General features: G+C 53.9%; 22 protein-coding genes and 1 pseudogene. 5 read left to right on the top strand and 18 right to left on the bottom strand.

All coding sequences use genetic code 11. From position 1 onward, the window contains the following. Nucleotides 1-30: 30 nt before the first annotated feature. On the bottom strand, nt 31-810 hold the full coding sequence (bioH, locus tag ACMHXE_RS13425) for a pimeloyl-ACP methyl ester esterase BioH (RefSeq protein WP_413732496.1): 780 nt from the start codon (nt 808-810) through the stop codon (nt 31-33). Nucleotides 811-1,036: 226 nt separating this feature from the next. Here bioH and ACMHXE_RS13420 point away from each other — a divergent pair, with 226 nt between their 5' ends. From ACMHXE_RS13420 to tnpA, 3 genes are all read left to right on the top strand, one after another. After that, nucleotides 1,037-1,573, top strand: a complete 537-nt coding sequence (locus ACMHXE_RS13420) for a ComF family protein (protein WP_224867252.1) — start codon at nt 1,037-1,039, stop codon at nt 1,571-1,573. A 195-nt stretch (nt 1,574-1,768) separates the two neighbouring features. Continuing rightward, nucleotides 1,769-2,347, top strand: coding sequence for a Fe-S biogenesis protein NfuA (nfuA, locus tag ACMHXE_RS13415; RefSeq protein ID WP_028780834.1), 579 nt, complete (start codon nt 1,769-1,771; stop codon nt 2,345-2,347). 170 nt (nt 2,348-2,517) lie between these two features. Further along, nucleotides 2,518-2,901 carry an IS200/IS605 family transposase gene (gene tnpA, locus ACMHXE_RS13410; protein WP_412503665.1) on the top strand — a complete coding sequence of 128 codons (384 nt, stop codon included), beginning with the start codon at nt 2,518-2,520 and terminating at the stop codon, nt 2,899-2,901. A 117-nt stretch (nt 2,902-3,018) separates the two neighbouring features. Here tnpA and ACMHXE_RS13405 read toward each other — a convergent pair whose 3' ends face one another. Next, nucleotides 3,019-4,359, bottom strand: a complete 1,341-nt coding sequence (locus ACMHXE_RS13405) for an MATE family efflux transporter (protein WP_413732493.1) — start codon at nt 4,357-4,359, stop codon at nt 3,019-3,021. Nucleotides 4,360-4,378: 19 nt separating this feature from the next. On the opposite strand from ACMHXE_RS13405, the gene ACMHXE_RS13400 reads away from it, so the two are divergent. Then, entirely contained in the window at nt 4,379-5,434 is a 1,056-nt protein-coding gene (locus ACMHXE_RS13400) for a polysaccharide deacetylase family protein (RefSeq protein ID WP_413732504.1), read from the top strand. On the opposite strand, the gene ACMHXE_RS13395 is transcribed toward ACMHXE_RS13400, so the two are convergent. From ACMHXE_RS13395 to ACMHXE_RS13340, 12 genes are all read right to left on the bottom strand, one after another. Further along, a complete protein-coding gene (locus ACMHXE_RS13395; protein WP_107111078.1) occupies nt 5,424-6,443 on the bottom strand; it encodes a protein-glutamate methylesterase/protein-glutamine glutaminase in 1,020 nt (339 codons plus the stop codon). The two genes, ACMHXE_RS13400 and ACMHXE_RS13395, sit on opposite strands and share 11 nt — an antisense overlap. A gap of 2 nt (nt 6,444-6,445) precedes the next feature. Then, complete coding sequence (locus tag ACMHXE_RS13390) at nt 6,446-7,288, bottom strand: CheR family methyltransferase (RefSeq protein WP_101054098.1); 843 nt, start codon at nt 7,286-7,288, stop codon at nt 6,446-6,448. A 40-nt stretch (nt 7,289-7,328) separates the two neighbouring features. Continuing rightward, nucleotides 7,329-9,914, bottom strand: coding sequence for a methyl-accepting chemotaxis protein (locus ACMHXE_RS13385; RefSeq protein WP_413732491.1), 2,586 nt, complete (start codon nt 9,912-9,914; stop codon nt 7,329-7,331). Nucleotides 9,915-9,932: 18 nt separating this feature from the next. Next, entirely contained in the window at nt 9,933-10,484 is a 552-nt protein-coding gene (locus ACMHXE_RS13380) for a chemotaxis protein CheW (RefSeq protein ID WP_101054104.1), read from the bottom strand. A 12-nt stretch (nt 10,485-10,496) separates the two neighbouring features. Beyond that, complete coding sequence (locus ACMHXE_RS13375; protein ID WP_413732489.1) at nt 10,497-12,587, bottom strand: chemotaxis protein CheA; 2,091 nt, start codon at nt 12,585-12,587, stop codon at nt 10,497-10,499. Nucleotides 12,588-12,608: 21 nt separating this feature from the next. Continuing rightward, entirely contained in the window at nt 12,609-12,971 is a 363-nt protein-coding gene (locus tag ACMHXE_RS13370) for a response regulator (RefSeq protein WP_025010825.1), read from the bottom strand. Beyond that, a complete protein-coding gene (locus ACMHXE_RS13365) occupies nt 12,949-13,266 on the bottom strand; it encodes an STAS domain-containing protein (protein ID WP_413732487.1) in 318 nt (105 codons plus the stop codon). The genes ACMHXE_RS13370 and ACMHXE_RS13365 overlap by 23 nt, the downstream gene beginning before the upstream one ends. 104 nt (nt 13,267-13,370) lie before the next feature. Next, nucleotides 13,371-14,018 carry an SCO family protein gene (locus tag ACMHXE_RS13360; RefSeq protein ID WP_413732485.1) on the bottom strand — a complete coding sequence of 216 codons (648 nt, stop codon included), beginning with the start codon at nt 14,016-14,018 and terminating at the stop codon, nt 13,371-13,373. 3 nt (nt 14,019-14,021) lie between these two features. Then, nucleotides 14,022-14,927, bottom strand: a complete 906-nt coding sequence (gene cyoE / locus ACMHXE_RS13355; RefSeq protein WP_028780842.1) for a heme o synthase — start codon at nt 14,925-14,927, stop codon at nt 14,022-14,024. 13 nt (nt 14,928-14,940) lie between these two features. Then, nucleotides 14,941-15,924, bottom strand: a complete 984-nt coding sequence (locus ACMHXE_RS13350) for a COX15/CtaA family protein (RefSeq protein WP_101054118.1) — start codon at nt 15,922-15,924, stop codon at nt 14,941-14,943. Next, nucleotides 15,924-16,466: a hypothetical protein gene (locus ACMHXE_RS13345; protein WP_413732483.1), complete on the bottom strand. Its 543-nt coding sequence runs from the start codon at nt 16,464-16,466 to the stop codon at nt 15,924-15,926. The genes ACMHXE_RS13350 and ACMHXE_RS13345 overlap by 1 nt, the downstream gene beginning before the upstream one ends. Before the next feature lie 60 nt (nt 16,467-16,526). Then, entirely contained in the window at nt 16,527-17,273 is a 747-nt protein-coding gene (locus ACMHXE_RS13340; RefSeq protein ID WP_146509090.1) for an SURF1 family protein, read from the bottom strand. On the opposite strand from ACMHXE_RS13340, the gene ACMHXE_RS13335 reads away from it, so the two are divergent. Further along, nucleotides 17,245-17,463 (top strand): DUF2909 family protein, encoded by a 219-nt coding sequence (locus ACMHXE_RS13335; RefSeq protein WP_025888192.1) that lies wholly within the window; start codon nt 17,245-17,247, stop codon nt 17,461-17,463. The two genes, ACMHXE_RS13340 and ACMHXE_RS13335, sit on opposite strands and share 29 nt — an antisense overlap. Here ACMHXE_RS13335 and ACMHXE_RS13330 read toward each other — a convergent pair. The 4 genes and pseudogenes from ACMHXE_RS13330 to coxB form a co-directional block, all read right to left on the bottom strand. Next, a complete protein-coding gene (locus ACMHXE_RS13330; RefSeq protein WP_413732481.1) occupies nt 17,460-18,335 on the bottom strand; it encodes a cytochrome c oxidase subunit 3 in 876 nt (291 codons plus the stop codon). The two genes, ACMHXE_RS13335 and ACMHXE_RS13330, sit on opposite strands and share 4 nt — an antisense overlap. After that, on the bottom strand, nt 18,332-18,895 hold the full coding sequence (locus ACMHXE_RS13325; protein ID WP_028780846.1) for a cytochrome c oxidase assembly protein: 564 nt from the start codon (nt 18,893-18,895) through the stop codon (nt 18,332-18,334). The genes ACMHXE_RS13330 and ACMHXE_RS13325 overlap by 4 nt, the downstream gene beginning before the upstream one ends. A gap of 1 nt (nt 18,896) precedes the next feature. Then, nucleotides 18,897-20,507, bottom strand: coding sequence for a cytochrome c oxidase subunit I (ctaD, locus tag ACMHXE_RS13320; protein ID WP_101054124.1), 1,611 nt, complete (start codon nt 20,505-20,507; stop codon nt 18,897-18,899). Between the two features lie 18 nt (nt 20,508-20,525). Next, nucleotides 20,526-21,647, bottom strand: a pseudogene (gene coxB, locus ACMHXE_RS13315) (cytochrome c oxidase subunit II); the annotation flags it as partial. Between the last annotated feature and the right edge of the window lie 51 nt (nt 21,648-21,698).

The raw sequence follows: 21,698 nt of genomic DNA, 5'->3' as shown, positions 1-21,698 counted from the left end.
TCCTTATATTACTGTCCAAATAATAGTCAATCAGGGCAAGGAATTAAAGTCTTTCTCTGTTAGCCAGCTATTTAGCCCCTGAATAAACTCCTGAGGATGGGAAATAAAGGGGGCGTGTGATGCCTTGGCCAGCAGTAAATCTGTGGTTGATGCGTTACCCGGCAAGAGGTTAGCGATTCTTCTGGGCACCAGCCCATCCAGCCTGCCCCAAACCCTGAGCCAGGGAAGGGCGAGTCGTTCCAGTCCGGGGCGTAGATCCACCTTGGCCAGCATCTCTAAGCCTTGCGCCAGAGCTTGTTCATTGGGTAGCGGACGTGCCAGAACCAGCTCGCGAATGGTGCGAATATCGTCACGGGCGCTATCGCTGCCCATAGCTTGGATCGCTAGAAATCTTTCTATGGTTCGCTGCTGATCCTGTTGCAGTTGCTCGGCAAACTGAGTCAGCACATTCGGTGCTATTCCTGGCCATTGGTTGTCGCTCCTGGCCATAAAGCAGGGAGATGAGGCGACAGTGATAAGTCCGGCAACTCGTTCTGGAAAGCGCTGAGCTACCCGGGTGGCGACCAGGCCTCCGAGCGACCAGCCCAACCATACTGCCTGCTCGGGCAGAGCGGCCACCAGGGCGTCCACCCAGTCGTCTATTTCCCCGTCAATGGTCTGGCTAAAACCAAATCCCGGCAGGTCGACACAGTGGACTCTATACTGAGATAAGCCAGGCAGCAGAGGATGAAAAACGCCACTGTTGACGCCCCAACCGTGGAGTAAGATCAGATCCCGTCCCTGTCCCTGGCTTTCGATATACAGACTCACTGAAACACCTCATGGAAGATTTGTTATGTGGAGCCCTCTATTGGCAGGATGCCGGGCCCTATTGGCCGCCAGTTTACCCAACCGTTGCCTACTGTGTCACCAGCAGATCCCGTCAGCTAGTCAGGGTTTGTGTCCCTGCTGTCTTGCTGCCAGCTGCTACCGACAACCTATCTGCCTCGGCTGTGGTCGGGAGTTGGCTGTCATTGCCCGCTATTGTGGTTCCTGCATGAAACACAGTCCTATCCCTGTAGTGGCACCGGCCAGCTATCACTCCGCATTGGGGCCATTAGTCGGCCGAGTCAAATACCAGCAGGATTTTGCTCCACTGCCGACATTGGTCCGGGCTTTATCTTCCAGAGTAAAGACGTTGGCGACTGCTGGACTTATCTGTTGGCCACAGGCCTTGGTGCCTATTCCTTTGCATCCGGCGAGGCTGCAACAGCGGGGCTTCAATCAGGCCTGGGTGATTGCATCCATGTTGAGTCAAGAGTTGGCGCTGCCGCTGGAGGATTCTTTGCTGCTGCGGGTCGCGGATACCGCACCCCAGGCCGGTCTCAGCGGCAAGGCTCGTAGGCGGAATCTGGCCAAGGCGTTTGCAGTGAGGGGGGAATTACAGTGGCAACGGTTGGTATTGGTGGATGATGTGGTGACGACAGGCACCACTATCCGGGAAGCGGCCAGGGCTTTAGCTCCCTGGTCACCGGATGTTCAGGTGTGGTGTCTGGCCAGAGCCGAAGCGCCCGGATTGAGCCATAGCTCCTGAGCGGTTAAAGGCGGTAAGTATGGTGACAACTAAAGATCAAGATTCGACTTGAAATTGTGGAAGATAAAATCGAGATCCCGACAACAAAAAACTCAGCTCTATCGCTTTCGGGACTACAAAGCGCATGGCAGTCGGAGTATGATAGCTCTAATTCTTACTAATTTACTCAGGTTTACCCTGACGGAGCAGGTTGTCATGATTACCATTTCCGAAGCAGCTCAGGCGCACTTTGTTAAACTCCTGGATGGTCAGCCGGAAGGCACTCATATTCGGGTCTTTGTTATCAGCCCTGGGACTCCTCAGGCCGAATGTGGCGTTTCATATTGCCCACCGGATGCAGTTGAAGCCGACGATATCGAATTGGAATTCAATGGCTTTAAGGCCATGGTCGATGAAAAAAGCGCTCCCTTCCTGGAAGAAGCCAGCATTGACCTGGTGGCCGATCAGTTAGGTTCACAACTGACTTTGAAAGCGCCCAATGCCAAGATGCGTAAAGTGTCTGACGATGCTCCACTGACCGAGCGCTTGGAGTATATGATCCAAGCCGAGATTAACCCCCAGCTGGCCAGTCACGGCGGTCATATCATGCTGGTGGAGATCACTGATGACGGCGTGGCGGTACTGCAGTTCGGCGGTGGTTGTAACGGCTGCTCCATGGTCGATGTGACCCTGAAAGACGGCATTGAGACTCAGTTGCTGGAGCGTTTCCCCGGCGAATTGACCGGTGTTCGTGACGTAACAGATCACCAGCATGGCGACCATTCTTACCAGTAATACTGGTACTTGGCGCCAAAGAAAAGGACAGTATTGAACTGTCCTTTTTTATTTTCAGCCCCTAAACCACCTACTTCAGTAGGTGGTTATCATCAATTTAGGCTTGGCCTGTAAAGGCTACCCATGCTAATTGCTCTTTTGATTTTTAGCGAAGTCAAAGGACAAAAAGCATGAGTAGATACGAGCAAGCATCGCATGTGTATTGGCGATGTCAATATCATATAGTTTGGATTCCAAAGTACCGTTTTAGGATTCTCAAAAACAAAGTAGGTAAGGATGTTTACCGCTGTATTCACGTTTACAGTGAGCAACTTGGGTGCAAAGTAGTAGAGTTAAATGTTCAGGTAGACCATGTTCATTTAGTTATAAAAGTTCCGCCAAAGTTATCGATATCAAGACTGATGGGAGCGCTCAAAGGCAAAATAGCACTAAAACTATTTAGTAAATATCCGCACTTGAGGAAGAACAAAATGTGGGGTAACCATTTTTGGCAGCGAGGATACTTTGTCGATACGGTTGGAATAAATGAAGAGATAATAAGGCGTTATGTCTGACATCAAGAGAAAGAAGAAAAGCAGGAGCAAGCTCAGTTAACGCTGGAGTAAACAACGCCCCCTTTGAGGGGGCATATATAAAGCCACCTTCTTCAGAAGGTGGATTCTTTACTGCCATCAGGCTGGGATAAAGTGGTGTTGGCGCCAGAGAAAGTGCAGCCCGAGACTCAGGCTACGCGCCAGCATAAAGGCACTCATCGCAACCCAGAGAGCATGGTTACCCAGAGGTTGCAGTATGAACCAGACCGGAAAAAATACTGCCAAGCTGGCGAAAATCATGCTGTTGCGCATCACTTTACCTTTGGTGGCACCAATATAGACACCGTCAAATAAATAGGAAGCAAATGCCAGCAGTGGCAGGGCGATAAGCCATGGCAGGTAGAGCAGGGCGGTGTGGCGAACCTCGGGAATATTAGTCAGTATGCCGATGAGTTGCTCACCGAAAATCCAGAAACAGCCACTGAACCCCAAGGCTATGATGGCCGACCAGCTAAACGCCAGGGCGACCGCTTGCCTGAGTGCATCCAAGTGTTTTTGTCCCATAGCTCGGCCTACTTCGGCCTCGGCATAGTAGGCTATACCGTCCAAAGCGTAAGAGATTAGCAGCAACATATTCAATAACACGGCATTGGCCGCGACAGTTTCATCACCGAGCCCGGCGCCCTTGAAGGTCATAAAGGCGAAGGTTGCCTGCAAACACAAGCTGCGGATAAAGATATCCAGGTTCAGGCTCAAGAGGCGACTAAAGTCGCGGGGATGTAACTGCCCGAGCAACTCGGCAAGAGGCGGCAGATTGAACTGTTTTAACTGGCGCAACACCATAGTACAGGCTACGGCACAGGCGGTCATATCGGCGATGACGGATGCCAGGGCTGCGCCTTCTACGCCCCAACCCAAACCTATAACAAACAGCAGATCTAGGGCAATATTGGCACTGTTGGCGATGATCAACTGCCACATGGCGGCCTTGGGTTGCTGACGGCCCAGCAACCAGCCAAGTAGAGCCAGGTTCAGCAATGCAAATGGGGCTGACCAGATACGAATGGAAAAGTAGCTCGCGGCGTAGTGACTGACCTGCTCACTGGCATCGGATAAACTGGCGGCCAGGCTGAGTATCGGCCCTTGCAACAGCAGAGCCAATAAGCCGAGAAAAAGTGCCAGCGAACCGGCCTGCAACAACAGCTGCAGTTGCCGAGGCTTGTCATCGGCGCCATAGGCTTGGGCAACTAGGCCCGTGGTGGCCATACGCAGAAAACCCAGCAACCAGAATAGCAGTGTTATAATGGTCGAGCCAACGGCGACGCCCCCGAGATAATAGGCGTCACTCAAGTGTCCTATGACAGCCGTATCTACCAGACCCAGTAGCGGAACCGTAATGTTGGACAGTATCATTGGAAGCGCCAGTGCAAACAGCTGACGATTTTTTTGCCTGTCAAACAGGCCAATGCTGGTGGTCATAATTTCTCAGAGGTTAATGATGTTGAAAAAGCTGTGCTTTTTGCTCTGCAGTTGTCTTGGGCTAATAAGTTCACCCGCTCTGGCGGCAGTTATTCTACAGTATCACCATGTTTCTGACAGCTCGCCGGCCAGTACCAGTGTGACTCCGGCCCAGTTTCGGGAGCAGATGCAGTATCTGGCGGACCATGATTTCAATGTGGTGCCGCTGACCCAAGTGATAGAGACGATTCGTCAGTCCAAAACATTGGCACCGAGAACGGTTGCCATCACCTTCGACGACGGTTACCTCAACATTGCCGAGGCGGCGCATCCAATACTGAAAGAGTTTGGCTTTCCCTACACACTGTTTGTGGCGATAGAACCGATAGAAAAGGGTTACCGTGAGATGATGAGCTGGGAGCAGCTCAGAACACTGGCGGCAGAAGGCGCCGAGATTGCCAACCACAGTTGGGGGCATGAGCATCTGATCCGCCGCAATACCACCGAAACCGAGGAGCAGTGGCTGGCGCGAATCGAGGACAATCTGCTTGAGACCGAGGCCCGAATTGCCAAAGAAACCGGCGACAATCTGAAGATACTCGCCTATCCCTACGGTGAATATAACAGCCAGTTGGAGGCCTTGTTGCAGCGTCTGGGGTTTGTTGGCTTGGGGCAGCAGTCCGGTGCGGCAGGCCCTCACTCTGCTTTAACCTCTTTGCCGCGTTTCCCCGTGGCCGGTGCCTATGCTGATATGAATGCTCTCAAGGTGAAACTGCATAGCCTGAATATGCCGGTGCAGGCCATCTCTCCCAGTAACCCTGAGTTACCTATGGGCCAGTGGCGGCCCGAACTTGAGGTGACTCTGGACATGAGCGATATCAATCAGTCGCAGCTCATGTGTTATGTGCAGGGGCAGGGGGCCAAGAAGCCGCAATGGTTGTCGGCGAATCGTTTCCGTATTCAGGCTGAACTGGACTTGCCGCCGGGGCGATCCAGATACAACTGTACCGCCCCCAGCAAACGTCACGGCAGTTATTATTGGTTTTCCCAGGCATGGGTTAGGCCAAAGGATGACGGCAGCTGGGTCACGGAGTAGTCAGTAATTGCAACAACCTGGCCGGGATATTCACCAGTGGCAACTGCTCGTTGCAGGCATTGAGTGCCACGGCCGAGCCAGGCATACCCCAAACCACGGAGCTGGCCTCATCCTGGGCTATGGTGTGGGCTCCCGCTTGATGCATTTTCAGCAGGCCTGCCGCACCGTCTTTACCCATGCCCGTGAGAATCACCCCTATCGCCGACTTAGCGGCAATCTCGGCAATGCTGTTGAATAGCACATCCACCGAGGGCTTATGGCGGTTGACGTTTGCTGTGTCCAGCAGTCTGGTATAGATATGGGCCCCACGGCGTTCGAGTACCAAGTGGGCATGGCCCGGTGCCAGATAGGCAACGCCCTGAGTCAATCTTTCCCCGCCCTGTGCCTCTATCACTTCCATGCTGGCGTATTGGTTGAGACGACGGGCAAATGAAGCGCTGAAGGCTGCGGGAATATGCTGGGCTATGACTATGGGGGGGGTATTGGCCGGCAGCGGCGCCACTACTCGTTGAATGGCTTCAGTACCGCCGGTGGAAGCACCTATGGCTATGATACGGTGCTTGAGTTTGGTGTCACAGCAGAGCGGCACCGAGCTGCCATATTGCGGGGTGACATGGCTGGCGGCGGCCAAATGCACTTTATCGATCAGCTCTTGCTGATAGTCCAGAAGCCTATTGGTCAAGTCCTGTTTAGGTTTGGCGATAAAGTCGACCGCTCCGAGGGACAAGGCCTCTAAGGTCACTTCGGCGCCGCGCTCGGTTAAGGACGACACCATCACCACTGGCATGGGTCTTAGGCGCATCAAGTTACGTAGAAAGGCCAGGCCATCCATCTTGGGCATTTCTACATCCAGGGTCAATACATCCGGCTGCAGTACTTTAATCATCTCTCTGGCTTTATAGGGGTCTTCGGCACAGCCGACGACAATGATGTCTTCGGCCTGGCTGAGCATATGACTCAGCAACTGGCGCACTAGCGCTGAGTCGTCGATAACCAGTACTCTTACCATGATTAATATGACTCCTTCCTTCCTGATGCGTCGAACTGTCGCGGCAGAATTGAGTTCTGATGCCGCAGGCGATAGGTGGTTTGAGCGACGGTTTCAAACTCACGGGAGATATTGGTCAAGCTTTCCGAGTGACCGATAAACAACACGCCATCATCGGCCAGGAGTTTTCTGAAGCCGGCCACTATCTTCTGCTTGGTGTTCTGGTCGAAATAGATCAGCACATTACGGCAGAAGATGGCATCGAATGGGCCCTGCATCGGCCAGGGCTCCAGTAAGTTGAGCTGCTTGAAGAAGAGTAATTTTTTGATCTGGCAGCTAATGCTGAACTCTTCCGCTGCGCCTTGCAGATAGTGATGCAACCGCTTGGGGATGGCCTCCAGTCCAGCCTGGGGATAAACTCCTGCTTCGGCTCTGGCCAACACATTGGTATCGAGATCGGTTGCCAATATTTTCAGATCCCAGCCAGAGGCTGCGGGAAAGTGCTCTGCCAAGGTCATGGCTATGCTGTAGGGTTCTTCGCCGCTGGAGCAGGCTGCCGACCAAACTCTCAGCCTGCGCTGCTTGCGCTGCTGCCAATAGGGCGCCAGTTCGGTTTCCAGAAAGTTGAAGTGGTGCCGCTCACGGAAAAAGGAGGTCAGATTGGTGGTCAACGCGTTGATAAATGGCGCCAGTTCCAGAGGGTCGTTTTGCAGCTTGAGGCAGTATTCCTCGAAGTTGGCCAGCCGCAACAATCTCAGTCGGCGGCTGAGCCTGGAATACACCATATGGCGCTTGCGCTCGGGTAACACTATCCCTGTGTGTTGATAGGCCAGCTCGCGGATAATGCCAAAGTCCGCGGCTGTCATCGGGAATGCCTTCTCTTCATCGAAGCTCAATCAGTATCTCCTAGAACTCGCTCCACTCTTCTGAACTGACACGGATCTTGGGGGACTTATCCCCGGCGATCAGGGTCAGGGGCTTGCCGGCGCCCTTTTCCAGATTGGCGGTATTGAAGAAGCCCAATTGACGCTTCATGCTTCTGGCCTGTTCGGCCATGGCATCTCCTGCTGCCGAGACCTGTTCCACCAAGGCGGCGTTTTGCTGAGTCATTTCATCCATCTGCGATACCGCCTTATTGACCTCCTGGATCCCAACCGACTGCTGCTCTGCGGCTATGCTGATCTGGTTGATCATGTCGGCAACTTTAGAAACGGCCTGCACTATCTCCTGCAGGGTTTCACCGGATTGATTGACCAACTGGGTTCCATCTGTGACCTTGTTGACGCTGTCGCGGATCAGCTCCTTAATCTCTTTGGCGGCACCGGCGCTGCGCTGTGCCAGGTTACGTACCTCTCCGGCCACTACGGCAAAACCACGGCCTTGTTCTCCGGCTCTGGCAGCCTCGACCGCAGCATTCAGCGCCAGCAGGTTGGTCTGAAAGGCGATTTCATCTATCACGCTGATGATGTCGGCAATGCGTTTGCTCGAGGTGTTGATCTCCTCCATGGCGCTGACGGCCTGTTTGACTACCTTGCCGCCTTCGCCTGCCTTCTCGCTGGCCTCCTGAGCTAAGTTGTTGGCCAGAGTGGCATTTTCGGCGCTTTGCTTCACAGTAGCTGTCATCTCCTCCATGCTGGAGGCGGTTTGCTCCAGGGAGGCGGCCTGCTCTTCGGTACGCTGGCTAAGGTCGGCGTTGCCTTGAGCTATCTCTTCGGCTCCCGAAGTGACAGTATTGGCTGAGTCATTGATGCCCCCAATCACTTCGGTCAACTTACTGATGGTGGCATTGGCATCTTGCTGCAGCTTGGCAAACTGACCCTGATATTCGCCGTCAAGTTTTCGATCCAGTTGCCCCTTGGCCAGGCCATCGAAGATATCGGCGATTTTGGAGATGACATTATCGGCTATGCCGACCAAGCGGTTGAGGCCGCTGGAGAGATTAAGGAAGAAGCCTTCCTTGTTGTGAATATCCAGGCGGCGGCTCAGATCGCCGTCGTTGGCCGCCGTGATAATGGCGTCAATCTCCTGCTCTATGGCCACTTCATCGGTACGGTCGGCCCATTCAACCACAGTGCCAATTCGCCCCTGTTCCGGGTCCAGTATCGGGTTGGCGATGATCCTGAAGGTACGGCCACCAACTTGCAGCTGGCTGTCGTAGGTCTCGGTCAATCCGGCGAGAATATTGCGCTGGTGGCTGGGGACCTTGTGGAAACCATCGATATTTTGTCCCAGCAGTTTGCCGGCATTGAACTTGGGCAGGTCGCGGAGAATATCTTTCTCGGCCGCCTGAAACATATTCTGCACAGCTTGGTTGAGGTAGATGATATTGCCGTCGTTATCCGCCACCATGGTATTTGAACTGACATTATCCAATGCCTGACGAATGCGGGCATTTTCGGCCGCCAGCTGTTTTTCCTGCTGCTCTCTGGCCAGGCTGGCGGTGATATCCTGCCACTCCACAACTGTGCCGGTACGCTTGCCCTGTTCAAATACCGGGGTGGCAATCAGGTTGAATGTCAGCCCGGCCACCTTGATGCGGGTGTTATAGCTGTCGGTGAGCTGGTCCAGCAATTGTCGCTGATGCTCAGGATGGCGATGGAAGATATCGATATTGCTGCCAATCAGCTTGCTCATGTTGAAGGCCTGCAACTCCTGTTGCAGCTTTTGCTCATTGCCGGCCAGCATTTCATTCAGTGAGTCGTTCAGGTAGATGATGTTGTAGTCGGTATCGGCGACCATCACATTGGCCTGGCAGACATTGAGGGCCTGCTTGATACGGGTGTTTTCTGTAGCGCTTTGCTGCTCCAATTGTTGTTTGCTAAGGGCTTCGGTGAGATCCTGCCATTCGACCACAGTGGCAATACGCTGCTTGTTTTCGTCGAATACCGGCGAAGCTATCAGGCTGAAGGTACGACGACCTACCTTGATCTGAGTCGAGTAAACTTGCTCCAAGCCGGCGATCAATTTCTTTTGATGCTCAGGGTTGCGGTGGAAAACATCCATATTGGCGCCCTGCAGCTTGTCGGCCTGGAATTGGGGCAATACCTCTTGAATGTCGGCCTCGGCGTCCTGCATGGTTTGTTGCAGCGAGTGGTTGAAGTAGAGAATATCACCGGCCGGATTGGCCACCATCACATTGGCCTGGCAGATATCCAGAGCCTTGAGAATGGCTTGCTGCTGTTGCTGGCGCTGACGCCAAAGACTGAGCTCGTCCAGCAGTGGCTTCCAGCCAGGCAGATCAAGCTCGGCAAACTGCTGCGTGCCGTCTTTCAGCAACCGCTGCAGTTGGTTGATGGCGCTATCCAGGGTGCCTTTGTGCTTGAGTGAGTGCAATAGCCCAAGCAGTATGCAAACCAGGGTGACACCCTGCAGAATAATAATGATATTGGGATCTTGGCCTAGCAGCATGAGCGCCATCACGGCGATGCCCGTGATTAAGCCAAGCAGATTCCAGGGATTGCTGTTGATTATGTTGGCATTGGCGGCATCCATTCTTCTTTCCTCGATGTCTTAAAGGTTGGCAGCCTGAGGCTGTTCCAAGTCCAGTTGCTGCAGCAAACTGGAAAGTTGTGATGCATCCGGCAGCACTTCATTACCGAGTAACATATTGATATTCAATAGTATGACCATCTTATCGGCCACACAGGTGAGCCCATGGATGAAACGCATGTCCGTGTCCTGGCCAAAATCGGGCGCACTGCGGATCTCGCTTTGGGTGATACTGAAAACATCGGAAACGGCATCCACCACTATGCCCATCACCTTGTACTGTTTATCCAGGTGCACCTTCAGCACTATTACTACTGTGGTTGGGCCATATGCCAGGGTCTTGATACCGAACCTTTGGCGCAGATCTATGATGGGAACTATGGTGCCGCGCAGATTGATCACCCCTTTGACATGGGGCGGTGCATTGGGAATCACCGTGGTTGCTTCCCAGCCACGGATCTCCTGCACCGAGAGAATATCGACGCCATATTCCTCATCGGCCATCATAAAGGTGAGGTATTGCTGTGATTGATCTTTTGCAGCTGCTGATGTTGCAGGGTTGGATTCTGTCATTGCGCTTCCCTTCTAGGCTGCATGTTCCTGAGTTTGATTGAGGCCAGACATGGTCACGAGTCCGGGAATATCCACTATCAGCGCTACCCGGCCGTCACCGAGAATGGTGGCACCGGACACCCCGGGCACTTTGGCGTAGTTGTCTTCCAGACTCTTGATCACCACTTGTTGCTGCGCCAGCAACTCATCGACCAGCAGGCCGACTTTTTGGTTGTTGTTGTCCACCACCATCACCAGCCCTTCTTTGACCTCTTTGGCCTGAGCCAGGTGATTGAACTCCTGATAAACGCGGATGACCGGCAGGTACTCGTCTCGCAGGCGGATCACTTCGTGCTCTTCAGACAGCTTGTTGACCTTGCTGCTTTCCACTTGCAACGACTCATAGATGGAGACCAGCGGCACCACATAAGTATGCTCGCCGACCCTCACCAACTGGCCGTCGAGAATAGCCAGGGTCAAAGGCAAGCGAATGGTAAAACGGCTACCCTTGCCGGGCGTTGAGGCCAGCTCCACACTGCCGCTGAGTGCTTGAATGTTGCGTCTGACCACATCCATACCCACGCCCCGGCCAGAGAGGTCGGAGACGCTGTCGGCGGTAGAAAAGCCGGGTTTAAAGATGAGCTGCTGAATCGCCTCTGTGCTGAGTTCCTCTTCAGCACCGACCAAGCCTTTATCTCTGGCCTTGGCGAGAATTCTGCCGGTATCCAATCCGGCGCCGTCATCGGTTATTTCTATGACGATATTGCCGCCTTGATGGAAGGCGTTGAGGGTGATCCTGCCGGTTTCCGGTTTACCCTTGGCACTGCGCACGGCAGGTGATTCAATGCCGTGATCCAAAGAGTTACGTACCAGATGCACCATGGGGTCGACAATTTTCTCCATCACTGTCTTGTCGAGCTCTGTCTCCTCACCTTTGAGGATCAGCTCGACCTTCTTGCCCAGCTGCTGACCTATATCGCGTACCAAGCGGGGGAAACGGTTGAAGGCGAAGCTGATAGGCAGCATGCGGATCTGCATCACGCTTTCCTGCAGATCCCGGGTGTGATTGGCCAATTGCTCCAGCCCCTGCTGCAGTGACAGCAGGGCGTTATCGTCAATGTGTTCCTGTTGGCCTATCTGCCCCAGCATAGCCTGGGTGATCACCAGCTCACCCACCATATTGATCAGCATGTCTATCTTGTCGGTGCTGACCCGGATAGAACTGGTTTCCGCCGTTTTGGCAACAGCCTTGCCGGACTCCACTTTGGCTGTGGTGGCTGCGACCTGTGGCTCTTGGGAGACTTGGGCAGAAGTCGAGATAGGGGCTTGTTCCTGCGGAGAAATACCTTCGACAAGCTGTGCCTTGGCGGGTAACTGCTGATAATGGATTTCACAGTCGTCCTCGACCCACTCAAACACCTCTTTTATCCGCTCAAGTGGCGCCTCTGTGTCGAGTTGCAGCTGCCAATACAGACGGCAGGATTCGGGGTCCAGGTCTTCAAACTCAGGCAGTTCCTGCGCAGGCAGGCTGACCTTTAGCTCACCCAGCTCGGCAAGCTCGTTGAACATCAAAATGGGGTCGTTGCCGCATCTGAGAATGTCTGCGCCGGCATGGAAATCTATCTGCCAGCTGAGCCCAATATCTTTGGTTTCAGACTCTTTGGTTTCTGATACTTTGGCTGCTGACTTTTCATTGCTTTGGCTGGCGTTATCCGGCGCATCTTCGACCCCGGCAACTGCGGACAGCTCCTGATTGAAGCGGTTTTCCAGCTCTTGTTGCTGGGGCGATTCAAAGCTTTGACTTGCCATCAAGGCCTGCAGCATGTTGCGCAGCAGATCCACCGACAAGAGCAACATATCCTGATGATTGGCGGTCATTTCCCGGCGGCCATCACGGATTTCATCCAACAGGGTTTCCAGCAAGTGGGTGAATCCGGCGACCTGGTTGAAACCAAAAGTGGCGCTGCCTCCCTTAATCGAATGGGCGGCACGAAAAATGGTATTTATGGTTTCCGGATCCGGTTGCTGCACGTTCAGTTTCAGCAGCTCAGATTCCATGACCTCCAGGCCTTCGAGGCTTTCTTCAAAGAACACCTGGGTGAATTGGCTCAGATCTATGTCCATATATCCGCTCCTTGCCGGAGGCTAACCCAATACTTTGCGAACCGTGGCCAACAGCTGATCCGGGTTGAAGGGTTTGACTATCCAACCTGTGGCTCCGGCGGCTCGTCCCTGTTGCTTCTTGTCTGTGGTCGACTCAGTGGTCAGCATCAACATGGGCACAAACTTGTAGTTGGGCAGCTCGCGCAAGTTACGTATCAGCTCGATACCATCCATAATTGGCATGTTGACGTCCGATATCACCAGGTCAAACTCTCTGCCTTGGGCTACTTTCAACGCTTCCTCGCCATTGTTGGCTTCGGTCACGTCGAAACCTGCTGTCTTGAGAGTAAAGCTCACCATTTGCCGCATGGAGGCTGAATCATCAACTGCGAGGATTGTCTTCATTGAGCGTTTCCTTTTCAAAATCCGAATCGAGTGTCGGGATCCTGATACCCAGGCGCGTCAGTTGAGCGATAAAGGCGGGTTGAGCCTGTTGCCATGACAGTTTCAACCCTCGCTTGTCGCAACTCAGCGCAAACAGGTACAGCAACTGGGCGCCGGCAGTATCCACCTTGTGCAACTCACCGGCATCCAGGATCAATTCATCGACCCGATGCAGGAGTTCCAATAGTTTTTGGTAGAGTGGCTGAATATTACGAATGTTTATTTCTGTTCCCAGTGCCAGTGTGTCGATGGACATAGTGCTTCCCTGTTTTCCCAACACACAAAAGATAGTCGGCAAATTTCACTTCTGCCTCTTTTCAAAAGAAAAATGGTATATGAATGACTAGGCTCTTTAGGGGGTTAGTGAGGCCCTCGATACTGAGTAACCAGAGTACGGAAGTCGGCCAGCAGTTCATCGTTGCGGATTTGCGGCAGTTGTCCGGGAGTTTGTGAACTGGGCTTGATGGTGGCGTAGCGGCGGCCGTCTGGCGAGATCAGAATCAAAGAGGCGCTGTGATCCACTTGGTAGTCAGGGCCATCGCCGACCAGTGAATACACCAGGCCCAGATCGCGGCTGAAGGGCAGCAATGCCGGGTGCTCGGCCCGCAAACCTATGAACTCGGGATTAAAGAAGGCCAGGTAGTCTTTGAGTTTGCTTTGGCTGTCACGCTCAGGGTCGACACTGAGCAGTATCACCTGTATTGGTGCCACTTGTGCCAGTTTCGGGTAGACGGCACTGAGTTTGCCAAGGGTGGTGGGACATACGTCCGGGCAGGAGGTGTAACCGGCGAAAATCAGACTCCATTGCTGTTTTAGCTTGTCATTATCGAATTGATGACCGTTTTGGTCCTGCAACTCAAAGGGCTGCAGTGGCCTTGGAGTTTCATATTGAAAGCTGGTTTTCAGTGCCTGCGGCGGCTGAGACGAAGGTCGGTGAAACAGCTGCACACTGGCCAAACCGCCAAGACCTATGAGCAAAATACCCGCCACCAAGATGCGTTTCTTCATGATTCAACTCCAGAGGTAATGATCCACCAGCAGGGCAATAAACAGCAGCATCAGCTGATAGATGGAGAAACGGAACACGGCCATCGCCAGCCCGGGGCGGTCGGCAAACTTGAGTTGCCAGGCCTTGTAGATAAACAGGCAACTGAGAATGGTGGAAGCCAGCAGATAGACGGGGCCACTCAAGCCAACCAAAACCGGCAATAAGCAGGCGATGGCCAGCAGAAGGGTGTAGAGCAGAATACAGGTCTTGGTAAATTCTACCCCGTGAGTCACAGGCAACATGGGGATATCCACCTTGGCGTACTCTTTTTGACGGTGAATGGCCAAGGCCCAGAAATGAGGTGGAGTCCAGGTGAAAATAATGATCACCAACAGCCAGGCGTGGCCGTGAAAGTCATTGGTTACCGCCGTCCAACCCAGCAGAGGCGGCATGGCACCGGCAAGGCCACCTATCACGATATTTTGGGGGGTTGCCCGCTTTAAATAGGCGGTATAGATAAGGGCGTAGCCAATCAGGCTGGCACAGGTTAACCATGCGGTGAGTGGATTCACCAGCCAATAGAGTAGGGTAAAGCCCGCCAATCCAAGCAAGACGGCAAAGCTCAAGGCTCGGCTCACGCTCACTCGTCCCTTGGGTAAGGGGCGGTTATAAGTGCGGGCCATCAGGCCATCAATGCGTCGATCGATAAGGTGATTCAAGGCGGCCGCCGAGCCAGCCATCATGGCGATTCCCATTAGCCCGGCAAGCAAGGGCTGTAGGGGGACGGCACCGGGCAACGCCAGGCACATGCCCACCAGGACGGTGAGCAGCATCAGCGCCACCACCTTGGGCTTGGTCATTTCCAGGTAATCGCGCCAGGAGATCTCTGTGCGGGTCGCGTCCTGGGCTATGGAGAGTAGTTTGGCCATAAACAGTCCCTCTTCAGGCTTTACGCCAAAGCGCATAGTTGATGAATACCAAAGTCAGCAGCAGCAGGGCTGCGCCGCCGTTATGGGCAACCGCCACCGGCAGCGGCAGATGCAGCAAGACGTTGGCCAGGCCCAATGACAGCTGTAATCCCAGCACTAAGGTGAGTACCAGAGCCGAGCGTTTCAGCATGCTCGAGTCGGCTCTGCGCCAGAGCATGAATGCCAGGGTGAGTACTAGTATCGCGGTCAGCAGGGCACCTATTCGGTGGGCAATATGTATGGTCATCCGGGTGTGATAATCCAATACGCCGAACTCAAAGCTGGGATGCTGCCCCTGAAAAGGAGAGAAGGCATCTGCCAGACGTAGGTTGCTGCTCCAGTCACCTTCGCAGATAGGCAACTCTGTGCAGGCCAGGGCGGCGTAGTTGGAGGAGGTCCAGCCGCCAAGCATAATTTGCAGTACCACAACAGCCAGCGCCACCATGGCCAAAGGCGCCAAGGTGCGGGCTTTGGGATCGCCATCCGGGATTTGCAGCGGTCGGAGCCTGAGATACAGCAGCAACAGCAGCGAAAACAGGGTGAACCCCCCGAGCAGGTGAGACATGACCACGACGGGCATCAGTTTCATGGTCACAGTCCACATTCCCAGCAGCGCTTGAAATACGATCAGGGCGGCGATCAGTCCCGGCAGCTTCTTCGGGGTTGCGCTGCCACGCCAACTCTGGATCAAAATAAGTAATACCAGAATCCCCAGCGAGCCGGCCACATATCTGTGGATCATCTCCAGCCAGGCTTTCTTGGGTTCTATTTCTTGTCCCGGAAAGTGGCGTTCGACATGAGCCAATTCATGGGCCTGAGAAGGCACCTTGAGATGGCCATAGCAACCGGGCCAGTCGGGGCAGCCAAGGCCGGCATCCGACAGCCGGGTGTAGGCGCCCAACAGGATGACCGTCAGAGTGCAGATGAGGGTCATCTTCAGTAGCAAGTTCAGTTTCATCAGCCCACCCTCGAGAGTTTCAACAGCTTACGCAGGTCGCTGACCAAGGCCTTGCCCTGCAGGAGTTGGCTCTGGTGATCCACTACCCCGGGATAGGCCAACACCCAAGCGCCCAGAGGGTCGACTATCACCAACATCTGCTGCTGTAATGGATTCTCGGCGGTCAGAGGTTTATCCAGAGTGACTCGATGAAAGTCGTTGTTTAGCGGAGCTTCCGTGTCGCTTTCCCGGTTGATGAAAATCAGGGTGTCGACCCTGTCCATCTCGGCACCCAGCGCCGTATGGCTCTGCTGCAATATGAAGAGTTGTTCCTGGCATAGTTCATCGCAGTTGGCCGGTATCAGGTATAGGACTTGCCAGCGGCCGGGAAGCGGGTTGTCGAGCCCAAGTTGCTGATAACCCAGATTAGCCGGCAGCAACTGGCCCTTATTGGTGGCCCCGCCTTGATATAGCTCGAAGCTCAGTACCAGTTTTGCCAGTATCACCGGCAGGGCAAAGGCCAGCAGTAGTATTAAGAGTGGTCTTTGGGTTCGGGAGTTCATCCTGGCTCCTCTTGCTGTAATTGGGCGTTCTGAATTCAGCTCGCCCTATGGTTAGTGTGGTTAGTGTCGATTCAGTTTCCAGCGCCACCAGACAAGCAGTAACAACAGGGCGGCAGCCATGGAAAACCACTGCAGGGCATAACCCAGGTGCTTTTCAGCCGACATGGGCAATGGCTGCCAGGGTCTTGGCAAGTCCACACCTTCCAGTTGCTCCGGCTGCAGCACGGCCGGGATCAGTTTGTGCCCAAGCAAGTGCTCGAGCTGCGGCCAGTTGAGATTTTGTATTCGCTTGGGCCAACCGGCTTCGGCCAAGAGCTCCTGGCTCAGTGGGTTACTGCCCTTTTGCCACAATCGGCCTTCGAGGGTGAGGCGTGGCGGTAATGGCAATATCTCTGGCAGTTCACTGCGTTTTTCTGCGGCTGGGATAAACCCCAGCTCCAGCAATAGCCAGGGTTGCTCCGGCTCAACTTGCAGAGGTTGCAGCAACAGGTAGCCCACGCGTCCCTGATACACCTGGTTGTCCAGCAGCAATTGCTTGCCGCTCAATACATTGGCACTCAGCTGCAGTTTCTGCCCTGTGAGCCGGCTGCCAGGGTCTTGCCTCAGCAGAGCTGAAAAACTGCTTGGCCCCGCATCCGCTTTGGCGGCAATCTCCTGAGCCAATAGTTGCTTTTCTTCAGCGCGCTGCAGTTGCCAGAATCCCAGCTTGACCATGAGTAGAAACAGCCCCAAAGTAAATAACAGTACAAGGTAACGCCCCCAAGGGATGGGAGAGTGAATGTCAGTCAGTTTTTTCTTTAAAGTCATATTGGTACTGCTACTGCTGTTCATCATTTTCAACCTTGGTCGCGCCCTGTGGATCATGGTGCGCGGCGATTCATCTGTTCCCATGAGCCGTTTTCTTGGCCGCCGGGTGTTGTTTTCGGCGCTGGTGGTTATTTTGTTACTGCTGGCATTGGCGCTGGGGATTATTTCCCCCAATCCCCGGCCTTACTAAAGCACGTACACAAAAACAAACAGGCATAGCCACACCACATCGACAAAGTGCCAATACCAGCTGCCGGCCTGAAAGGCAAAGTGACGCTCAGCGCTGAAGTGCCCCTTTAAAACCCTGAAAAACAGCACCAACAGGAATAGTGTGCCCAGAGTCACATGCATACCGTGGAAACCTGTCAGCAGGAAGAAGGTGTTGCCATAGACACCGGACTGCAGCGTCAGCCCCAGCTCAGTGTAGGCATGGACATATTCCTCTCCCTGCAAGATTAGAAAGGCCAGTCCCAGCAAGATGGTGAGTCCAAGCCAGAGGGTTAAGGCGGTGCGTTTGCCTTTCTCTAACCCCAGGTGGGCAAAGTGCAGGGTAATAGAGGAGGTGAGTAGAATAATGGTGTTGAAAAGGGGTAAACCATTCCAACCCATGGCTTGGGTTTCAGTACCGTCCGGGGTTTTCAGTAAGGGCCAGCCTGCGCTGAATCCGGGCCAGAGCACTTCGTTGGTCATGGCATTGTTGGATGCGCCACCCAACCAAGGCACGGCCACCATACGGGCATAGAAGAGGGCGCCGAAAAAGGCCGCAAAGAACATCACCTCAGAGAAGATGAACCAACTCATTCCCTGACGAAATGACCTGTCCATCTGTGGCGAATAGAGACCACTCATGGATTCATGGATCACGTTTCTGAACCAGCCAATCAGCATGAACAGAATGACGGCAATTCCCGCCAGCAGTACGTAACTGCCGTGGCCCCCGTTAGACTTGAGCTGGGATACATAAGTACCGGCACCATAGGCGATAAGGAAAAGCCCCAATGCGCCGACAATCGGCCAGGCGCTTTGAGCCGGAACATAATAGTGTTCATGTTTACTGGTCATTTCGCTGCTCCTTGCTCCAGGGCATCGGATATCTGTCTATCCGTGATGTCATAGAGGGTGTAAGAGAGGGTCAGAGTGCTGATGGAGTCCGGCAGGTCCGGATCCACGTAAAACACCAGCGGCAGCTCGGCACTGGCATCGGCAGCCAGCGGCTGCTGATTGAAACAGAAGCACTCGGTTTTATTGAAGTAGGCGGCGCCTTGTCCCGGTGAAACGGAAGGGATCGCCTGACCTATCTTGTATTGGTGTGACAGGTTGCGGGCCAGAAAGCGGGTATGGGTCAACTGGCCGGGATGCACCTTGATACGGGTCACTTCCGGCTTGAACTCCCACGGCATTCCCTTGGCCACCTGAGAGATAAACTCCACAGTGACCAAGCGGCTGTTATCCACTTGGGCACTATAAGTGGCGGCGCTGGTGTTGGTCTTGCCATTGATCCCCAACTGCTGACAAAGCACGTCATAGAGCGGCACCAGGGCAAAGCCGAAGCCGAACATGGCTACGGCGCCAAGCAGCAGCAGGCGTACCAGTTTACGGTTGTCAGGGCGGGAGTCTGCCATATCACTTAATCTCCGGCGGAGTGCTGAAGGTGTGATAAGGCGCCGGACTTGGGAGTGTCCACTCCAGCCCCTGGGCACCTTCCCAAGGTTTGGCCGGAGCCTGGGCGCCGCCGCGAATACATTTGATCACCAGCACCAGAAATATCAGCTGTGACAGGCCAAAGGCAAAACCGCCTATAGAGACAATCTGATTGACATCGGCAAACTGCACCGAGTAGTCGGGGATGCGTCTGGGCATACCGGCCAACCCGAGGAAATGCATCGGGAAGAACAACACATTGACCGAAATGACCGAACACCAAAAATGCCACTTGGCCAAGGTCTCGCTGTACATATGCCCGGTCCACTTGGGTAGCCAGTAATAGGCGGCGGCCATGATGGAGAAGATGGCGCCGGTGACCAGCACATAATGGAAATGGGCAACCACAAAGTAAGTGTCATGGTATTGGAAGTCGGCTGGGGTGATTGCCAACATCAGGCCGGAGAAGCCGCCTATGGTGAAGAGAATAATAAAGGCACAGGCGAACATCATAGGGGCTTCAAAGCTGATGGATCCCCGCCACATGGTGGCAACCCAGTTGAATACCTTGACCCCGGTTGGCACGGCAATCAGCATGGTGCAGTACATAAAAAAGAGTTCGGCAAAGACAGGCATACCTGTGGTGAACATGTGGTGTGCCCACACCAGGAAGGAGAGGATCGCGATGCTGGCGGTGGCGTAGACCATTGAGGCGTAGCCAAACAAAGGCTTGCGGCTGAATGCCGGAATGATGGCCGAGATGATGCCGAATGACGGCAAGATCATTATGTACACCTCGGGGTGGCCGAAGAACCAGAAAATATGCTGGAACATCACAGGATCTCCGCCGCCGGCGGCATCGAAGAAGCTGGTGCCGAAGAATTTGTCTGTCAGTACCATGGTCACAGCCCCGGCCAATACCGGCATGACGGCTATCAGAAGGAAAGCGGTGATAAGCCAGGTCCAGACGAACAGGGGCAGCTTCATCCAGTTCATGCCAGGTGCGCGCAGATTCACTATGGTGACTATCACGTTGATCGCCCCCATGATTGAGCTTATCCCCATGATATGTATTGAAAAAACAAACAAGGCTGTGCTGTCGGCGCTATAAGTTGTCGACAATGGGGCATAGAAGGTCCAGCCAAAATTGGGGCCGCCACCTTCCATAAACAATGAGCTAAGCAGGATCAGGAAGGCGAAGGGCAAAATCCAGAAGCTCCAGTTGTTCATCCGCGGCAGCGCCATATCCGGCGCACCTATCATCATGGGGATCAACCAGTTGGCCAGACCGGTAAAGGCCGGCATCACGGCGCCAAAAACCATGATAAGGCCATGAACTGTGGTCATTTGGTTAAAGAAGTTGGGTTCGACCAGTTGCAATCCGGGTTGGAATAACTCAGCACGGATCACCATGGCCATGGCGCCCCCTATCAGGAACATGATGAAGCTGAACCAGAGATAGAGTGTGCCTATATCTTTATGGTTGGTGGTCAGCAACCAGCGCATGATCCCCTTGGGGGCGTGATGATGCTGGTGTTCCTGCTCAGTGATTTCCTGAACACCGGCTTTCGCATCTTGACTGAATGAGTTCATCTTCTCCCCCTACTGCCCGTGGTTATTGACGTCGGCGGCTTGCACTGTGTCGCCTGTGTTATTGCCCCAGGCATTACGCTCATAGGTCACCACAGCGGCCAGTTCCTTGGCGGTAATCTGTTTGCCGAAGGCCTGCATGGCGGTGCCTGTCTTGCCATGGATCACTATGTCCAGATGGGCAGCTATTGGGCCTATGGCAATAGCACTGCCCTTGAGCCCAGGGAATACCCCTTGAAGTCCGGCGCCGTTGGGCTGATGACAGGCGGCGCAGCGCGCCATATAGATCTGTTCGCCAAGCGCCATGGCCTCATCATGGCTCATGGTCTCACTGAGGGCTGCCTGAGCTTCTTCGGCAGCCGTAGCCGCGGCTTGTTTCTGCTCTGCTATCCAGGCGTCGAACTCCTCTTCTGCCAGTACCTGCACCACAATCGGCATAAAGCCGTGGTCTTTACCGCAAAGCTCGGCACATTGGCCGCGGTAGATCCCCGGCTTGTCTATCCGGGTCCAGGCCTCGTTGATAAAGCCGGGGTTGGCATCTTTTTTGACAGCAAAGGCGGGCACCCACCAGGAGTGGATCACATCATCTGAGGTCATCAAGAATCGGACTTTGCGATTGATGGGCAATACCAAAGGCTTGTCGACTTCAAGCAGGTAGTGCTCGCCCTTGGCTTCCTGGCCTTCTATCTGGGATCTCGGCGTTGCCAATATGCTGAAGAAGTCGATGTCTTCGCCGAAATAGCTGTAGTGCCATTTCCATTGCGAGCCGGTGATCTTGACCGTCAGGTCGGCATCACTGGTATCCTCCATGGCAATCAGCGTTTGGGTTGCGGGGATCGCCATTAGGATTAGGATTAAGAAGGGGATAAGCGTCCAGGCAATTTCTACCTTGGTACTTTCATGGAATTGGGACGCGACTGCCCCTTTAGATTTTCTATGGTTGATCATGGCGTAGATCATCACGCCGAATACGACCAAACCTATGGCGCAGCAAATATATAGAATGATCATGTGCAGGTGATACACCTTGCCACTGATCTCAGTTACCCCTTGAGTCATATTCAAGGGCATATCTGCCTGAGCACCTGGAGACAACAAGCTGACGCACAACAAGGTCAGCAAAACACACAGCCATTGCTTCACAAGACATCTCCTCTGTCAATTGCATTCGCAACTACAAAGAAGAGTCACACA

This window comes from Shewanella sp. BJSY2023SW007 (genome assembly GCF_047314525.1).
Lineage (GTDB): Bacteria > Pseudomonadota > Gammaproteobacteria > Enterobacterales > Shewanellaceae > Shewanella > Shewanella chilikensis.
Note: the sequence above shows the minus strand (reverse complement) of the source record. Positions and strands in the feature narration are given on the sequence as shown.

What these genes read in the sequence shown, in the direction of transcription:
- ACMHXE_RS13420 (WP_224867252.1), top strand. Translation starts at nt 1,037, where the DNA reads ATGAAACACAGTCCTATCCCTGTAGTGGCACCGGCCAGCTATCACTCC.
- nfuA (WP_028780834.1), top strand. Translation starts at nt 1,769, where the DNA reads ATGATTACCATTTCCGAAGCAGCTCAGGCGCACTTTGTTAAACTCCTG.
- tnpA (WP_412503665.1), top strand. Translation starts at nt 2,518, where the DNA reads ATGAGTAGATACGAGCAAGCATCGCATGTGTATTGGCGATGTCAATAT.
- ACMHXE_RS13405 (WP_413732493.1), bottom strand. Translation starts at nt 4,359, where the DNA reads ATGACCACCAGCATTGGCCTGTTTGACAGGCAAAAAAATCGTCAGCTG.
- ACMHXE_RS13400 (WP_413732504.1), top strand. Translation starts at nt 4,379, where the DNA reads ATGTTGAAAAAGCTGTGCTTTTTGCTCTGCAGTTGTCTTGGGCTAATA.
- ACMHXE_RS13395 (WP_107111078.1), bottom strand. Translation starts at nt 6,443, where the DNA reads ATGGTAAGAGTACTGGTTATCGACGACTCAGCGCTAGTGCGCCAGTTG.
- ACMHXE_RS13390 (WP_101054098.1), bottom strand. Translation starts at nt 7,288, where the DNA reads ATGACAGCCGCGGACTTTGGCATTATCCGCGAGCTGGCCTATCAACAC.
- ACMHXE_RS13385 (WP_413732491.1), bottom strand. Translation starts at nt 9,914, where the DNA reads ATGGATGCCGCCAATGCCAACATAATCAACAGCAATCCCTGGAATCTG.
- ACMHXE_RS13380 (WP_101054104.1), bottom strand. Translation starts at nt 10,484, where the DNA reads ATGACAGAATCCAACCCTGCAACATCAGCAGCTGCAAAAGATCAATCA.
- ACMHXE_RS13375 (WP_413732489.1), bottom strand. Translation starts at nt 12,587, where the DNA reads ATGGACATAGATCTGAGCCAATTCACCCAGGTGTTCTTTGAAGAAAGC.
- ACMHXE_RS13370 (WP_025010825.1), bottom strand. Translation starts at nt 12,971, where the DNA reads ATGAAGACAATCCTCGCAGTTGATGATTCAGCCTCCATGCGGCAAATG.
- ACMHXE_RS13365 (WP_413732487.1), bottom strand. Translation starts at nt 13,266, where the DNA reads ATGTCCATCGACACACTGGCACTGGGAACAGAAATAAACATTCGTAAT.
- ACMHXE_RS13360 (WP_413732485.1), bottom strand. Translation starts at nt 14,018, where the DNA reads ATGAAGAAACGCATCTTGGTGGCGGGTATTTTGCTCATAGGTCTTGGC.
- cyoE (WP_028780842.1), bottom strand. Translation starts at nt 14,927, where the DNA reads ATGGCCAAACTACTCTCCATAGCCCAGGACGCGACCCGCACAGAGATC.
- ACMHXE_RS13350 (WP_101054118.1), bottom strand. Translation starts at nt 15,924, where the DNA reads ATGAAACTGAACTTGCTACTGAAGATGACCCTCATCTGCACTCTGACG.
- ACMHXE_RS13345 (WP_413732483.1), bottom strand. Translation starts at nt 16,466, where the DNA reads ATGAACTCCCGAACCCAAAGACCACTCTTAATACTACTGCTGGCCTTT.
- ACMHXE_RS13335 (WP_025888192.1), top strand. Translation starts at nt 17,245, where the DNA reads ATGTCAGTCAGTTTTTTCTTTAAAGTCATATTGGTACTGCTACTGCTG.
- ACMHXE_RS13340 (WP_146509090.1), bottom strand. Translation starts at nt 17,273, where the DNA reads ATGACTTTAAAGAAAAAACTGACTGACATTCACTCTCCCATCCCTTGG.
- ACMHXE_RS13330 (WP_413732481.1), bottom strand. Translation starts at nt 18,335, where the DNA reads ATGACCAGTAAACATGAACACTATTATGTTCCGGCTCAAAGCGCCTGG.
- ACMHXE_RS13325 (WP_028780846.1), bottom strand. Translation starts at nt 18,895, where the DNA reads ATGGCAGACTCCCGCCCTGACAACCGTAAACTGGTACGCCTGCTGCTG.
- ctaD (WP_101054124.1), bottom strand. Translation starts at nt 20,507, where the DNA reads ATGAACTCATTCAGTCAAGATGCGAAAGCCGGTGTTCAGGAAATCACT.